This is a genomic window from Roseivirga sp. UBA1976, assembly GCF_002336325.1.
Classification (GTDB): Bacteria; Bacteroidota; Bacteroidia; order Cytophagales; family Cyclobacteriaceae; genus Roseivirga; species Roseivirga thermotolerans.
Window position 1 is genome coordinate 14237 of record NZ_DDDQ01000110.1, and the last position, 17076, is coordinate 31312.

Below are 17076 nucleotides of genomic sequence, written 5' to 3' on the forward strand. Positions count from 1 at the left end.
TCTCTTCATACAGTTAGTAGTTTATTTGTTTAGGACCCGAAGGAGTAGTTACCCTTCGGGTTTTTTTTATGTCCTTTAACTGGTCTGACCACTCGAAGTGGTCAGACCAGTAGTACCGATTAATCAGCATCGTTCCCACATAGAAGGAGATGCTCAATCATTTCTCTCTAAATATATTTCTGGCAGTATAATCTTCACTTCTTGGTCAGAGTTTTCGGCCTTCCAGTAAAGAAGGTAGTTTATCTTGCATTCTTTAATATTGAAGCCCTTTTCTTCAAATTCTTTGAGCTTTTCCTTGAAGCTTTTTGAAAACTTGAGAACCAACTCTCTGTTAGTGTTAAGGCAACCTTCTTCGGATTGTAATAGTATATCTCCACCTAATAGTCCACGCATCCTATGTTGTACAAATTGAAAATACCCTAGCTGAACATCTCGGTGTGTCAATTGAATGAGAATTTCATCAGGTGGAGAATAGGATGAGTCATCAAAAGTCTTGACAAGATTTTGACTAATAATTTGCTCAAGAAAACGGCTATTTAAATGAATGGACAGGTTTTGTTTTGCCCTAGTTAAGGCTACATATACTTGCCTTTTTGCTTCGTCTGAGTTAAGATTGAAATTATCAAGTATTAGAAAAACATTATCAAATTCTTTCCCTTTTGCTTTGTGAATAGTAGATACAAATATTGTCTCGACATGCTCATCGAAAAAGTCTTCTAGTTTTGACTCTCTTATAAAAACCTCAAAGTCAGAACGGTATTTCTTTTTAGGGTTGGTAACTTCAAAGTCTCTTATAATGCTTTGGCAAATCTCTAAAGTAGTGCTGTTTTCATACTGGTTACGTAGCTCTCTTTTCGCTTCCTCCCAGTTTTCTTCGTGGACTATGTAAGAAGATTCGTCCAGCTTTAATTGGCTGATGAAAAACCGAACCTCCTCAATGTTATATAAATTAAATCCGTCATTAGTCTGAATGAGTTTGGCCTTCCTCTTCTTCTTAAGAAGCAATCCAGTAATAAGCATTGCCTCTTCGTTGGTTTTTGTTAGAACACAGGTTGAGCCTGCTAGCTGGCTTTGAACTATATTTTTTACTAAGGGAGTAACCAGGTTTGTACTTTGGTATTGAACAATTTTTATAACACCTAAGCCTGGTTGTCTGGCAATGATCGGAGTGCTCTTTAATCTATGATGAATTGTTCGTACAAATTGGTTAGTAAATTCTACCAAATTTGATTTGCTCCTGTAGTTCTCAACTAGTTCATATTTTACAGCTTTATTGATTTGAATGAATTGCTCTAAGTATTTTGAACTTGACCCCCTAAATTCGTAGATATTTTGGTCGTCATCTCCAACAGCAATTACCCGCATTTCTTCATTTTGCTCCATCAAAACCTGAATGAGTTCAAACTCATCGGCATTCATGTCTTGAGCTTCATCAATAACCAAAACTGTACGAGCTACCCTATTTGATTCTACCTCTTCTGCTCTTATTCTCTCAATGGTTCTTTTAAGAACTCCGTCTGATTTCTCAAGAGTTCCGACCTTGCCCAATAAATCGAAACAATAAGAATGAAATGTCTTTATATCTACATACAAAGCAGCATTTCCGATTAACTGTAAGAGGCGTTTCTTAAACTCGGTTGCAGCAGCTCTTGAAAATGTAAGCATCAATAATTGCTCGTGTTTTACATCTTCCATTAAAAGTAGTGAAGCCAACTTATGGACTAGTACCCTGGTTTTGCCACTCCCTGGGCCTGCTGCAACTACAATGTGTTTGGACTCTCTGTCATTTATAATTTTTAATTGCGTTGGTGACAACTCTCCGAAGAGCTGTCTGAACTTAGAAGGCGTAATATTTCTTTTAATCTCATCCTGTCTACTTCCTTTGAAGTACTTAGATAAAAATGATTGATCATTCAACTGGAAGTAGTCTTCAACAAACTGCAGAGCATCTTTATAATCGCTGATCATTTTTCTAGCGTATTCGCCTACAATGTGAATTTGCTGAACCTTGGATTCATAGAACTGATTGAGCTTTTGATAGTCGTCTATTTTGTACCTCTTTTTATTGTCTTGCTCGATTCGCTCCACTGTTAATTTATTATATACCACAAGAAACCCACCTTCAATTTTTATTGCTTCAATTCGTGATAGATAAAAGAGAGTATCTTCAATATCATCAATGGAAATACTAAGCTTGAAAAGCGATTGATAGTTGTCATAAGCATTTTTTAGCTCATGAACAGAGAACTCCACTAACACCTGTTCTTCATCATTATTAGCTTTTACAGAAGCAGTCTTTTGATGGAGTAATTCAATTATGAATCGAGCTAACTCATGACGTTTCTCCAGTTTTTCTTGAAGGGTCAACTTGGATTGACTGCATAATACAGTTATGAGGTTTTTAGATGGATCTAGGTGTCTTTTAATCCAGTTCTTGATTGCCCAAAAATTGATTATTGTTTTCAACTTCTGGGGACTGATTTCATTACAGCCATTTTCCTCTGCTGTTTCATTCAGTTCTTTGATGTGAAAAGTCTTTTCTTCTTCCTGAAAAACTGACAAGAGAAACTTTTCAATTTTAGCATATACCTCGACTATGTGAAGTGAACGGTTTACACTCTCATCTTTCTGAATAAAAGCCGTCAAATCTTTCGCATCTGCTAGAATTTTTTCCTCCCTAAGAAGTTTTACAATATTAATGACCTCTTCTTTGACTATTCCAAGACGATCAGATATGTAATCAACTCGAGATTCAGCTACATCATCAACACTCTGTTTTCTGCTCTTGCTTGAGAAAAGAGACTTAATTATCCTCACTCCCTTCTCTTTTTGGTTTTCCTGAAACTTTTCAGAAGCGTTTATTCGATTGATTGCCTCTTGTGCATTCTTAGCTAATATGCTGTTTGCGAATACTTTTGGCATATTCTGCCCTCTTTTTAAATAACCTGCATCTTCTAAGGCGGCAATAGCTGTTGTAACTCGGGTCTCTATATCTCTTATATTGTCATCCCACCCTGCCTTTCTAGCGATTTCTAATGCAGAATTGGAAGCTGTTGAACGAAACCTTGTGATATGTTTTATTGCTTTCCATATTTGTTGAATTTCTTTGATACTCAACTTTGTTTGATTGAGTAGAATGAAGTGCTTGCTGAGGTCTTCTTCATTAAACAGCACGTAGCAATCTGCCGTAATGCTTTCATCTCTTCCTGCCCTTCCTGCTTCTTGAACATAATTTTCTAGAGAGTCAGAGATTTCATAATGAATCACCATGCCAACATCTTTCTTGTCCACGCCCATTCCAAAAGCAGATGTTGCGACCATTATTTGCACCTCTCCATTTATGAAAGCATCCTGATTGGCGGACTTTTCTTGCTTCTCCATTCTGCCATGGTAAGGCCGGGCTTTATATCCGTCTTTCACTAAGCGCTCTGCAAGTTCATATGCTCTTCTAGTCCGAGAGACATAGATTATTGTAGGACAGTTCTTTTCATCTACTAAATCTCTTGCTGTATTGTATTTTTCCTCTTCATTTTCCTTTTCAAACACTTGATAATGAAGGTTCTTTCTTGATTCTTTTGAGCTGAAAAGCTCTAAACTCAACCCTAGTTTATTCTTAAAATACTCTCTTATATCTTCAATAACCTTTCTCTTGGCAGTAGCGGTGAAACAGGAAACGGGTATTCCCTCTTCTAAATTCTTCTTTTCCTGAATTGACTTGATAAAATCGCCTATGTATAAATAATCTACCCTAAAGTCTTGTCCCCAAGAAGAGAAACAGTGCGCCTCATCAATGACAAAGCGTGAGATTTTTCTACCTAGAATCAACCTTTCTATACTCTTTGACCTGAGGGATTCTGGGGATATATAAAGAATAGATGCTGAACCATCTTCAACCCTTTCAAACGACTTACTACGTTCAATTGGATCCAATAGCCCATTGATTGTTACAGATTCGGTAATCCCAACCCTTTCCAAATTATCTACTTGATCTTTCATAAGGGATTGGAGAGGTGAAATAACCACCGTTAAACCTCTTGTGTTTTCCCCACTCATCAAGGCAGGCACTTGGAATGTAATTGACTTTCCTCCCCCTGTTGGAAAAACAGTTAGTATTGATTTGTTGTCGATTGCTGCTTTTACAGCCTTTTCTTGTAATGGTTCCCCGCCATAGCTTCGATATGAGCTAAAACCAAAAAACCTTTTTAAGCCAGCATGAATATCTAATGCTTGATCACAATAAACACAGCCTCTAATACACTGTTTATTCCTCAGAAGGAATACAATTCGTTCTACTTCCCTATAGTTTCTTAATACCCATGGAGGGGTAATTGAATACTTGTTTTTAGAATTAATTAAAGCCAATGCATAAGCTAATTCAATAGGATATTCTGAGCTTATCTTGGCAAGATCGGAGCTAGTACAAATTTTCGATTGAAAGTATTCATGTATTAATTCTGTAGGGTTTTTATATTCCGATCTATAGTCAGCAAAATTAAAAAAAGAGGAAAACTCTTTTTTGTCGTGTAAAAGCAGGTAGAGTATTTCTTTAAAATGACCTTCTGTTTTTTGAAACGCGGTGAGTTCATCGAAAAAGAGGTCTTTAGCCTTTATTGAGTCATTAAGTGGGTTGTTAATTTCTTCTGTGAGAAGTTTGTCGTCCTTCAATAGATTATGATATGGTTTTGAAGGAAATAGTAAGGGGGATAGATGCAGTGTATCTATTATCTTCTTTGATCCAAGGAAATCCCGAGAAAAGGAGTTGCGAATAAATTTAAGGTCGTGGCTTAGAACATTATGACCACATATAAACTCTGAATCAGTCAGGAATCGGATAAAGTCAGGTATAGAGTTTGAATGAAATGAATCTCCATTTGATTTTATAGCACCTATATCGAGGATTCGATTACTCTTTGGGTCAACTTCTGTATCAATGAAGACTATATTTTTCATCTAAAAACATTAACTCCATGCCATTCTAGGCTCTCTCTATTCGGCCAGTATTTTTTATTCGCTGGAAGACTTATTCGCTGGCCCTCGAATTGCTTAAGCGTAAGTTTGCCTTCCTCTACGAACCCTTCAGAAACCCTTACTCGGAAGTCTGGAGTAATACTCAATAACCCTCTATCGAATGCACGATGTAAGTTTGGACATAAGGCGATTCCATTGGTTACCGTATCATCATAACTTTCGCTAAAGGGTATTATATGGCAAGCATCTATCATCGAGATGTTATGCATTGAGCTGACCCTAAGCCCTGAAATACAGCAAGCATCATTGTATATTTTTGGAATTTCACGCTTGAAAACTGACCCTAGAAGAAAGACTTCCTCGTCATTTTTTTGAGTCAACAGTTCTTTTGTTCTTTCTCTATAATATTCGGAAGAATCGTTTAAAAAGCTGTATTCTAAATCATTGAAAAGTGAGACAGGGTCTTGTTCAGAAAAGTAACCTCTAGTGTTTGGAAAATATTCTTCTAACAAAACCTGCAAGAGAGCCTTTCTAGAAGTTGCATCATTAAGTAACTCAAATAAGGGTTTTTCGATCTCGGCATACTCCACTGCTGCATTTAGGTTCGCAAAGCTCTTGACTAATGAACCCATTGTATTCAGGTTGCTAAACCCAGCCTTTGGCTTCAACACCCAAAAACTCTCACTTTTCATGTAGAAAAAGGGGTAGGATATCCGGCAATCATGATTAGTTTGAACAAGACTATTCCAGTTGGCTTTGAAGAGAGCAACGAGTTCTGGGGTAAGATAAATTTTAGTTCCTGTTATTCGTTTGGTTTGATATGCCTGAATAATCGAAAGAAGAAGAATAGGCTTGTGAGGAGCAATGCCGTGAGAGCGATCAATTCTTAGTTTGCAAAAGGCTTTCAGATACTTCGTTAAGGAATCTTTCTGATGGATCGTGTTGTCTATTTTTGACCTTATTGTCATTATTTTTTTACTCAATATAGTTAAAATCCAACTTTCCCACCGCTCCTCCGGGTCCACTTGCCCATACCGCTTCTCCATCGAGTGAGACATCTACGGCATAGTATTGCCCTTCCATAAGAGTGTAGGCTTTATCTCCCTCGCGGTAGTAGTCGCAGGACTCGCGGCCAACGGCAAACACATAGTTTTTCCATAAGGCAACCCCAGAACGGTAACCTTTGGGTTTCATACCGGCCATTACCGGGAACCAGCTTTTGCCACCATCGGTGGTATAGGCCGCGTTGATTTTGGTGAGCGAGTCACCCCGATAGTCTCCACCCACCATTAGGCCTTCCATTTCATTCTTAAAGTCTATAGAGAAAATGCCTTCGGTAGGCTCTCCCGACTGAATAGGGGTAACTGTTTTTTGCCAGGTTTCCCCTTTGTCGAAGGAGTAGAACAGACTGGCTTCTTGGCCTCCCAAGCCAATGTAAACCTGGTTTTCGCCTACCGTTCTCAGGCAGGTACCGCTGGCGGCAAATCCTCCTTGGCCTTCCAGCGCCTGTGGTCTTTGCTCAAAGGGCAGTTCGTTCCAGGTTTCTCCACCATCGGTAGTTTTGAGAATCAATAGTCTTCCATTAATGGCATCTCCAAAAGCAATGCCCTCCTTTTCATTCCAAAAGTCCATGGCATCGTAGAAGGTGCCTTCCACCATGCTGAAATACTTCTGCTCCCAGTTCTGACCGCCATCAGTGGTTTTATAGATAACGGCAGGTAAGCCTGCACTCAGCACAATGGCTGTGTTGGCATCGAAGGCCTCAATGTCTCTAAACTGAAGGGTGTCGGTGCCGGGAATGGATACGTTTTGCCATGTGGCTCCACCATCGGTGGTTCTGATAGCGGTGCCCCCGCTGCCACTGGCCCAAGCCACCTGATCAGACACAGCGGAGAGTCCGCGAAGTCCTGCATTGACTCCAGACTCCTGGGCTTGCCAATAAGGCTCAGGCTTTTGCTGGGAGGTTTCTTTTTTATCGGCTTTTTGTGAACAGGAGAAAACGAAAAGGCTGATGAATAGCAGAGCGAAGTATTTCATAGGTCTAATAAAATATATTTTATGTCATTGCTGCGTGGCAGAAATCTACATTTTAGGTCATGCTGAACTTGTTACAGCATCTAATCATCACCATAGATATAGAATAAAAATGATCCTGAAACAAGTTCAGGATGACGTTCTAATCTTATTGTTTCAGGGCTTGAAGATCCGGCTTTTCAGGAGAGGTAAATACGGAGGCAGGTAATTCATCGAAGACCATAATATCCTCCATGCCTCTTTCTCCCCGGCTACTGGAAAGCATTATTTCTCCGTGTTTTTTATAGTCTTTCCAGGGATTAATAAAACCTGGCTCTTCATTGTCGGCTGTCGAATAGTAGGCCCACTGAGTCACCAGCTTACTTTCTTTGTCTACCCACACGTAGTACATGTTTTGTGGGGTACGGCCCACGCTTTCAAAGGTAAGGTTCAGCTTGTCCGCAGATCGGCCATCTTGCGTGGCTTCTTCGCCCACATATTTCAGTGTCACTCCAGAATCTTTCAACTTATAAGGCATTACCAACCAGTAAGAATGGTTGATCCAGATGCTCTTGGCGGTTTGCATCAGGTTGGCCACAGAGTCGGCATCGGTTATTTCCCGACCATTCATAAAGGCTCGTCCGGTTTCGTCATTAATGTTGCTAATGAGCGTCATGCCATTGGGTCTGTCTATTCGAACATTGCCTGTCCATTTATCCCAGACCAGTGCATCGCGACCAAAAAACTTCCAGGCGATGTGTCTGGTATTATCCCAGGCTTTTCTTCCACCCATGGCCTCCATTACTTCATCGGCAATGGCAATGGCTCGTGCATCGGAGCCTTCCATGTTAAAGCCTTCAGCCGGAGGGTTTCCATAAGGTTTTTCATTATCGGAGGTTGAGTTGTTTCCACAGGCAAGCACAACGGCCAGGAGCAGAAACATGGCAGAAAGTCGGGCAATGATTTTCATGGGCTAAGGTTTTGTTGTCAAATTACAGCTTTCGGTGGCTTCAGACAATACCGGTGAAGTAATCGGTTCACTACAGGCAATTGATATTTGACTGTAACCATAGAACAACTGAGGGAGTCTCACAAGGCAGAAAGTATGTAATTACTTACATTAAGTGGTCAAACTCAAACAAAACCGGTCATGTTCAGAAACTACTTTAAGGTGGCTACTCGAAGCCTCATCCGCCACAAAGGCTACTCTTTCATCAATATTTTTGGTCTTACCGTGGGCCTGTGTGCTGCTTTACTCATTTTGCTTTATGCAAAAAGTGAGCTCACGTATGATCGTGTTCATTCCCAGGCAGAGAACATTTACATGGTTTACAAAGAGCGGATTACCCCCACCGGTACTCAAGAAACTTTCGATACCTGGGCACCAACCTGGGAGGCTTTAAAGGAAGACTATGCTCAGGTTGTGAACGGAGCGCGGGTTATTAACCAGGGGCTGTGGGTAGAAGTGAATGGAGAGCGCTTCAACGAACCGGCTACTTTAACAGACCGCAGTTATTTTGAGCTGTTTGACTTTAAGCTGAAGGAGGGCAATCGCCAAACAGTACTTTCCGGGCTCAATGAGGCAGTGGTGAGCCAGGCACTGGCTGAGCGACTTTTTCCCGGAGAAAATGCTATGGGTAAAACCATTATGGTTCCTTCTCTGGATAATCAATACATTGTTACCGGAATTTTAGAGGAGGTACCCTATAATTCCTACTTACAGCCTAACCTGATTGTGCCGGTACAGAGCCACCCGGAGTTTGAAGGAATAGCAGGAAACTGGGGCAGTTCGTTTCTGGAGTCTTATGTGCTGTTGAAACCCGACACCGATGTGGCTGAACTCGAGGCGAGCTTTGAGGACTTTATTGCTAAGATATGGGATGCTCAAACTGCCGAGAATACCAACTTTAAGCTCCTTAACCTACTAGATGTGTATGACCGATTCAATGACAATCGGCAGTATGCCTACATCTTGCTTATTGTGGCCATAGGTATTTTGCTCATTGCGGCTATAAACTTTATGAACCTGGCCACGGCTCGCTCAATGGAAAGAGCACGCGAAGCCGGTATGCGCAAGGTGTTGGGGGCCGTAAAACCCCAACTGGTTATTCAATACCTCACAGAGTCGCTAACCATTACATTTATTTCACTCGTATTGGGATTGGTACTGGCCGTGGCACTTTTACCCCGGTTCAACACATATTATAATATTGGTCTGGCCACCGATTTTTGGCAGGATCCGGGGAATATGCTGGCTATTTTAGCAGTCGGGTTACTCATTGGTTTGGCTTCAGGGCTTTACCCTGCTTTCTATATCACCTCTCTCAAAAGTGTGGATACATTAAAAGGCAAGGTGCTAAAGACCAACGGTGTTGGTAAGTTTATTCGAAACGCCCTGGTGGTGCTTCAGTTTATGTTTTCTACCCTGCTCATAGTAGGCACGCTAGTTATTGGGCGGCAGGTAGATTTCATGAAAAACAAAGACATGGCTTTTGACAAGGAGAATTTGCTGGTGTTACCCATTAGAGTAGACGATTTTCCGAGCGAGGAGCAAGGTATAAACCAACTGAGCGGTTTGCGCAATGCGCTTAAAAGTCATACCTCAGTGACTTCGTTAACAGCCACCTCTTCGATTCCCGGTAATTTTCCGGGGCGTTTCACCTTTGTGGTGCCCGATGGCTTTACTGCAGAGCAGCGATTGAGGATGCGGTTTACGTTTGTAGATCATGATTTTTTCTCCAGCCTAAGGATAGAGCTCCTAAAAGGGCGGGATTTTTTACCCAACAGTGAGCAAGACCGTAGCGAAGCGGCTATCTTAAACAAGGCGGCTCTGCAAGCCTTTGGTTGGGAAGACATAGAAGGCAAATATCTCAATTTTGGTAACCGAAAAGTTCAGGTAATTGGAGTGGTAGATGACTATAATTTTGAATCACTGGCCAATGAAGTAGCCCCCATTATTCATTTTTATCGTCCTCCGGAAAATGCAGTGCATTCCTTTACGGTAGCTCGGGTGGCTGCCGGCCGTACGGCCGATGCGCTTAGCCTGGCCAAAGAGCAATGGGAACTGGCGCTACCTTCTGTACCTTTTGATTATTATTTTGTAGACCAGCGCTTTCAACAACTCTATGAGGCTGAAGAACGACTTACGGGTGCCATAAGTACTTTTTCTATGGTAGCCATAATTATAGCCACCATGGGACTGCTAGGCCTTTCTTCTCTTATTACAGCCCAGCGAACCAAAGAAATAGGTATTAGAAAAGTTTTAGGGGCCACTGTAATGTCTATTATCGGCTTATTGTCTAAGCGGTTTGCCCTGCTCATTGGCTTGGCCTTTGTGCTGACCATTCCCGTGGCAGTGGTCTTACTCAACAATTGGTTGGCCGATTTTGCTTATCGTATTCATCTAGGGCCGTTAGTGTTTTTGGTGGCATTGGTCGGCACCTTGTTTGTGGCCCTTATGGCCATTGGTTTGCAAACGGCAAAGGCTGCTTTGGCCAACCCGGTGCAGTCTATGCGCTATGAGTAAATTCTGAAGGCAAGGGATGTAAATGGGTTGGTTAAACCCGATATTTCTGTTGTAAACCGCATAAAAAGCAATTTTGGACTTCTTGTTCAGATAAAACGGCTATTGATCATTGACTCATTTTTGCATGTTGAGGCAAACTATTGGGTTCAAAAACACAAAATCATGATCAGGAGCTATTTTAAAGTGGCCTTCAGAAACTTGTTCAAATACAAGGGCTACTCTTTCATCAACATCTTTGGCCTTACGCTTGGGTTGTGCACAAGCATGCTCATTTTTCTTTATGTGCAAGACGAGTGGAGTTTTGATAAAATGCATGATGATGCACACCTAATTTATCGTCTTGAAAATTGGTCACAATACGAAGGAAACGAAAACCACTGGGCAGCCACACAAGGGTTTCTTATTCCGGAAGTGGTGAGTCGCTACCCTGAAATAAGGTCGGCCACGAGGATTTACCACAACAACACACCGGAGACCTTCAGTACCGATGTTAATTTTTACAACGAGAAGGACTTGTTCTATGCCGATTCTACCTTCTTTGATGTATTCACTTTTCCCGTTCTTTTTGGAGACCTGTCTACAGCACTCGATGACCCAGGGAACATCGTACTTACCGAATCTACCGCCAGAAAATATTTTGGTCGCCCCGATCCTATTGGTGAGATCATAAAGCGGGGAGCAACTCCTTTTACCGTCTCTGCGGTGATTCAGGACATACCGCATAACTCACACTTTCGATTCGATTTACTAATCCCTCTTTCAGAGTTTCAACGCAGGTTCCCTCAGTTTGTAAACGGCAGGGGGCCTTCTACTTTCTATTCTTATGTGAAAACGCTCAATGAAGAGGCCAGCAAAAACCTAAGAGCAAAGCTCGATGCAGACGTGCTGGAAATTATGAATATTCGCGATGCCAATGGAGAAATTAACCCCATAGAGGGTCTGAGCGTGAGTATACGCACCATGCCTCTAACGGATATTCACTTATATGGGCATGCTGAAAAGGAACTGGGCAATAATAGTCAGGCTCAGTATATCTTCATCTTTTCTACAGTGGCTGTGTTCATCCTTATTATAGCCAGCTTTAACTATATGAACCTGGCCACGGCCCGTTCTACCAAACGATCGAAAGAAGTGGGTATGCGCAAGGTACTGGGGGCTCGCAAGCCGCAGGTGTTTTGGCAGTTTTTGAGCGAGTCATTCTTCTTTACCTTTATTGCTACTCTTTTGGCCCTAATGGCCGTAGTGGTACTGATTCCCTCTTTCAACGATTTTACGGGTAAGCGCATAGATGGTAACCTGTTGAATAACGGAGAGCTGCTTTTGAGCATATTGTTAGTCTATGGGGCGGTGAGTCTTTTGTCGGGCTTATACCCTTCTGTGTTTCTTTCCAACTTTCAACCGCTCAAAGCGCTCAAGTCCAATGTACTTTCGGGAAAGGGGCATAGCTTTAGCATATACTTGCGCAGAGGGCTGGTTATTCTTCAGTTTGGCATCTCCATATTGCTTATCATTGGTGCCAGCACCATATACCGACAGCTTCGATTTATTGAAAAGAAGGATGTGGGTTTTAACAAAGAGCAAGTATTGGTGTTAAAGCTGCCCGGCCGAGGCAGGGTGAATAATCTGGAAACCATAAAACAAGAGTTCATGGCCGACCCTTCGGTGGTGGTGGCTGCGCCATCATCGGTTATCCCCGGAGAGCGAGTACACATAATGACCGTGAGGGTTCCGGACTTGGTGACAACCGATGCCGGAAACGAAAGCCAGCAAGAAGATAATGGCATTCGTGGCATGCGCATAATGTCTGGTGATGAAGATCTGGCCGAGGTTTATGGGTTGCAGATTGTAGCCGGCCGAGACCTTTCTAAAGAGATGGTTACCGATGCAACCCAGGGTTTTTTACTCAACGAGGCTGCCATTAGAGAGTTTGGGTTGCAAGAAAACCCGGTGGGTAGAAGGTTTGAATATGTCTATGGTTTGCCTGAACCAAAAGCAGGGCAGATTGTGGGAGTTATAAAAGACTTCAACTATGCATCGGTGCACACGGAGGTTGAGCCACTGATGGTTCATGTAATGCCCTCCCACGCGGCCTACCTCAATGTGAGGCTGTCTACTGATGGCGTGCAGGAAACCATAAAGCGTCTGGAAGCCAAATGGACCGAACTTCAACCCGCTGCTCCCTTTGAGTACTTCTTTCTGGATAGTCTATATGACGCACAGTACAAAACCGAAATGAGCATGGGCAAAACCATCACCTTTTTTACCCTACTGGCTATTGTTATAGCCTGCATGGGTCTCTTTGGTCTTGCCTCGTTTATTACCGAGCAGCGCACCAAAGAAATTGGGGTGCGAAAGGTGCTGGGAGCTTCCATTAGTTCCATTATGGTGGCACTTTCCAAAGAGTTTGTGCTGCTGGTTTTGCTGGCCAATATCATGGCCGCTTACCCTGCCTACAGTTTGCTCAATAATTGGTTGAGCGGATTTGCCTATAGGGTAAATATAAGCCCCGTTACTTTTTTGAGTGCTGCTGTCGTTGCTCTGCTTATCGCCTTTATCACCATTAGTTTTAAGACCTATATGGCGGCTCGCAGCAATCCGGTAAAGGCGTTGAGACACGAGTAAGCCTTATAACTTTTCAGACCTTAGCCACAATTTAGGAGACACCTTTTAGGGCGAAGGGGGCTATTCCACGGTTCAGTTCAAAAACCCAACAGTTCATTTCAGTTGGGTTTTTTGTTGCATACAATCTTTTCATCATTGTAATGTCAATACCGTTCTAAAAGAGCGGTGTTTGCCAAAGGTCAAAAACTCATGGTTTCCAAATGGTGGGTCTGCCCTATGCTAAAGGCAGGTTGGTTGCCCACCTCAAGGGACCAAAAATTGTTAGAAGATGAAAACTCAAAAAATGAAAATCAGAAGTTTAGTAATGGGAGTGGCAGTAGCCATATTGGCCCTCTTATCTTTCACCCATCAACTAAAAGCGCAAGACGAAAAAACCTCCACTTCAATTTCAATAGAAAAAGGTGTTCATAAGGTTAGCCATACCAACTCACAGGGAAGGTTCAATGTAGAGTACGATGGTAGAATAGAATTTACAGACGATGATCGGGCCATTAAGTCCATTTCGCGAGGTGGTTACCTCCTCATTCGCAAAACCAGCTTTGGCGACAGGCGTGAGATATTAGCCGAGCCCAATGCCGATGGCACCATTAACTATGAATATAGGGTGGGTCGTAACCGACAGGAGTGGAACAAAGAGGCGCAGGATTTTCTGGCCGCTATGTTGTTGGAAGTTATTCGCACAACCGGTATTGGTGCCGAAGCCAGGGTAGAGCGATTTTACAAGCGAGGCGGCCTGGACGGTGTATTGCAGGAGGTAAGCAATATTAGGAGTGACTATGTATCGCGCATATACCTCGATGCTCTGCTGACATCGCAAAACCTGAACAACAAGGAACTGGTAGGAGTAGCCGATTTTATAAGCCGAAGAATAAGTTCAGATTTCTACACGGCCGAACTCTTTAAAGACCATTCCAATAAGTTTTTAAAGAACGAAGAGGCCACCAATGCCTTTTTAGCGGCTCTTGGGCGTATGGATTCTGACCATTACATAGCCGGTATTTTAGAGCGTGTATTACGCGAAAATCTAAGTGATAGTTCTTTAGAAAAAGTGCTTTTGAGTGTAAGAAGAATGGACTCCGATCATTACAAAACCGGAGTAATCAAGAGTTTGCTCGATAGAAAAGACCTCAATGACAAAACCATAGACCGGGTGGTATTGTTGGCGGGCGACATAGATTCAGATCATTATGCCACTCAGGTTTTAAAGGAAGCCCTAAGCCGCCCCAACCTTTCAGACCAGGCCTTTAACAGTCTTATGGATGCTATGTCTAATATAGGTTCAGATCATTACGTAACGGAGACCTTTCGCTCCATGATCCGCTCCAGAGAAGTACCCGATAAAGTGATAGAGGCGGTGATTAACCGTATAGAGTATATGGACTCTGACCACTACCGAACAGTGATTCTGAACGATCTTTTTGCCAACAATAAAGTTTCGGAGAAATACTTTGAGTCATTACTCAGAACGGTGGGCAAAATTGACTCTGACCATTATGCAAGCCAAATACTGGCCCGACTCTTAAAGGATAAGACCCTGAACGATGCCATGTACACGGCTGTGTTAGAAAGAGTGGCCGATATAGACTCTGATCATTACAAGGTGGGCATTCTAAAAGATGTAATGCGCGGTTCGCTGAACAAGAAAAACCTCATGGGGCTTTTGAAAGTAGCCGATGGTATAGACTCTGACTATTACAAGTCGGAAGTGCTCAAAAATGCCTGCAACCTGGTGAGGGAGTCAGACAATGAAGTAAAAAATCAATACAGGTCGGTGGCCAGAAGCATTAGGTCTGATACCTATTATGGTAAAGTAGCACGCTGCATCGACTAGTGTTTTCTATCCGGAGGGTGTGTTTTGAAAGAGCCAAAAAGCCCATAGCGAAATTGGTCTTTTGAAATACACCCTCATTTTTTCATATCTTAAGTGAAACAGCACTTATGTTGCGCTTCTTACGCCTCATATTTTTTGTAATTATTGGCATAGCCTTCTTGTTTTATCTTCACTATGCCGAAAACAACAGGTTGCCACATCTGGTGAACGACCTGAACCTGTACGTCTTCACTCTGGTAGCTTCGGTATGCATTGGCTCGGGTATTGGAGTGATCAATAGGTGGCTCAACTATCAAATTCCCTGGAAGAGCAACGTTCTGGGACGTTTTATAACTGGGCTGGCGCTCGACTTTCTGTTTTTAGGAGCTGTGCTGCTCATATTAGGAGCCCTGGCCAATTGGTCCGGTCTTATTTACTACACCATGTTTCCGGAAGACATGTTTGTGAGGCAGATTGAACTGAAACTCATTGTGCTCTCTTTCTTTACCCTCTTTATGGTTACACTGGTAGAGTTCAACAGCTTTAGTTACAACGAGTACACCGTAGGACAAATAAAAAAGCTCCGTTCGCAACGCAAGCAGTTAGAGCTGCAGTTCGAGGCACTCAAAAGCCAGCTCAGCCCACATTACCTGTTCAATAGTATGAACACCATCTCTTCTCTGGTGTATCGCGATCCGGACATAGCCGAAAATTTTATTCGTAACCTGGCCGAAACGTTCAATTATGTGCTCAACACCCGTGAAGTACAGCAGGTGTCTGTAGAAGAAGAACTGGAAGCCCTAAAAGACTATGCCTATTTGCTTTCCATTCGGTTTGGAGATGCCGTTTCAGTTGTTTTTCAAGTAGATCAGGCCTTTTATAAAAAGCCCATTCCTCCACTCACCCTTCAGTTGTTGGTAGAAAATGCCGTAAAACACAATGTGGTAAGCAGTGATCAGCCCTTGCGCATAGAACTTAGAGCGAATGAAGAAGAGCTCATTGTGTTGAACAATAAGACAGGGGCTCCTTCTCAAACAGACAGCCACAAAGTAGGGCTGGAGAATATTAAAAACCGGTATGCCTTTTTTACCGACAGGCCCATTCGGGTAGAAGATTCAGACCATTTTGAAGTACGCTTACCCATGCTTGCCTCATGAAGAAGAACCTCATACATCAGCCGCTGTTTCGCGTATTGGTTCCGCCCATATACGGTACAATGATGTACCTGCTCATACTGTTGCTCAACAATAGTCTGGGGCAGTTGGGCGACACCGTGTTTACTATTGAAATGTTGGTGTGTGTTGCCCTGGCCTTTCTCATTTCTGAATCGCTGCGTTTGGTAATTCTCTTATTTCAGAAGAAAGCCGGAGAAGACCTGCTCAAAACAACAACCATTGGCGCTCTTGTATTGACCAACCTGCTCGTAGGAGCCGCGTTGGTATTTTTGGCGGCCTATTGCTATTTCCGTTTTTCGGAGGGTATGTCTTATTTTTCTCTTTTTAAGGCCACTCTTTTTAAAATGGTGGTGGTGTATGGTGTAAGTGGTCTACTCTTTACCCTCTTCTTTTTGAGTACCCATTTTCTGTCTGAAAAAAACGAGACGGAGCTGCGAAAAGAAGATCTAAAGCGCCAAAATCTGGAACATCAGTTAGAGATATTCAACAATGAGATAAACCCCGACCTGCTTTTTCAAAGCCTGGAAACACTCATAAGCCTGGTGCACTATAATCAAGACAAGGCCGAAGATTTTGTAGATCGGCTCGCTGTGGTATATCGGTATATTTTGGAAAATCGAAAGCGCGAACTGGTGGTGGTAAAAGAGGAGTTGGCAGCCGCTAAAAACCTAATGTATCTTTTTCAGGAGCGCTACCCGGAGATGCTACAATTCAAATTGCTCAACAAAGAGCAAAATGCAGAAAAGCTAATGGTGCCAAGCGCCTTGCCTACTATGCTAGACTGTATTGTGAACAATAGCATTATTAACATGCACAGACCCTTGCATGTAACCATAGACGCTGCCGGAGAAGAAGGTTATTTGGTGATCCAATACACCGACAATCAGCGACTGAGTCAGAATAAGTTTATCAAGAAACGCTGCAAAAGAGTACACGAAGCCTTTGCCTTTTTTTCAGACAGA

General features: G+C 42.6%; 9 protein-coding genes. 5 read left to right on the forward strand and 4 right to left on the reverse strand.

All coding sequences use genetic code 11. From position 1 onward, the window contains the following. Positions 1-153: 153 nt before the first annotated feature. The 4 genes from B3763_RS11040 to B3763_RS11055 form a co-directional block, all read right to left on the reverse strand. A complete protein-coding gene (locus B3763_RS11040) occupies positions 154-4950 on the reverse strand; it encodes a RecQ family ATP-dependent DNA helicase (RefSeq protein WP_286746479.1) in 4797 nt (1598 codons plus the stop codon). Continuing rightward, positions 4947-6014, reverse strand: coding sequence for an HNH endonuclease (locus B3763_RS11045; RefSeq protein ID WP_286746481.1), 1068 nt, complete (start codon positions 6012-6014; stop codon positions 4947-4949). Before B3763_RS11045 ends, B3763_RS11040 begins: the two co-directional genes overlap by 4 nt. Further along, the gene (locus tag B3763_RS11050; protein ID WP_286746483.1) at positions 5944-7005 is read right to left on the reverse strand and encodes a WD40/YVTN/BNR-like repeat-containing protein; all 1062 of its coding nucleotides are present in this window, start codon (positions 7003-7005) and stop codon (positions 5944-5946) included. Before B3763_RS11050 ends, B3763_RS11045 begins: the two co-directional genes overlap by 71 nt. Positions 7006-7150: 145 nt before the next feature. Beyond that, entirely contained in the window at positions 7151-7951 is an 801-nt protein-coding gene (locus B3763_RS11055; RefSeq protein ID WP_286746485.1) for a DUF6503 family protein, read from the reverse strand. 180 nt (positions 7952-8131) lie between these two features. Between B3763_RS11055 and B3763_RS11060 the strand changes: the two genes are divergently transcribed. The 5 genes from B3763_RS11060 to B3763_RS11080 all read left to right on the forward strand — a co-directional run. After that, positions 8132-10507: an ABC transporter permease gene (locus B3763_RS11060; protein ID WP_286746487.1), complete on the forward strand. Its 2376-nt coding sequence runs from the start codon at positions 8132-8134 to the stop codon at positions 10505-10507. Between the two features lie 162 nt (positions 10508-10669). Next, the gene (locus tag B3763_RS11065; protein ID WP_286746488.1) at positions 10670-13129 is read left to right on the forward strand and encodes an ABC transporter permease; all 2460 of its coding nucleotides are present in this window, start codon (positions 10670-10672) and stop codon (positions 13127-13129) included. A gap of 268 nt (positions 13130-13397) precedes the next feature. Continuing rightward, a complete protein-coding gene (locus B3763_RS11070) occupies positions 13398-14960 on the forward strand; it encodes a hypothetical protein (RefSeq protein WP_286746490.1) in 1563 nt (520 codons plus the stop codon). A 107-nt stretch (positions 14961-15067) separates the two neighbouring features. Further along, a complete protein-coding gene (locus B3763_RS11075; RefSeq protein ID WP_286746492.1) occupies positions 15068-16096 on the forward strand; it encodes a sensor histidine kinase in 1029 nt (342 codons plus the stop codon). After that, on the forward strand, positions 16093-17076 hold a 984-nt coding region (locus B3763_RS11080; protein WP_286746494.1), incomplete at its 3' end, for a histidine kinase. The genes B3763_RS11075 and B3763_RS11080, both read left to right, overlap by 4 nt.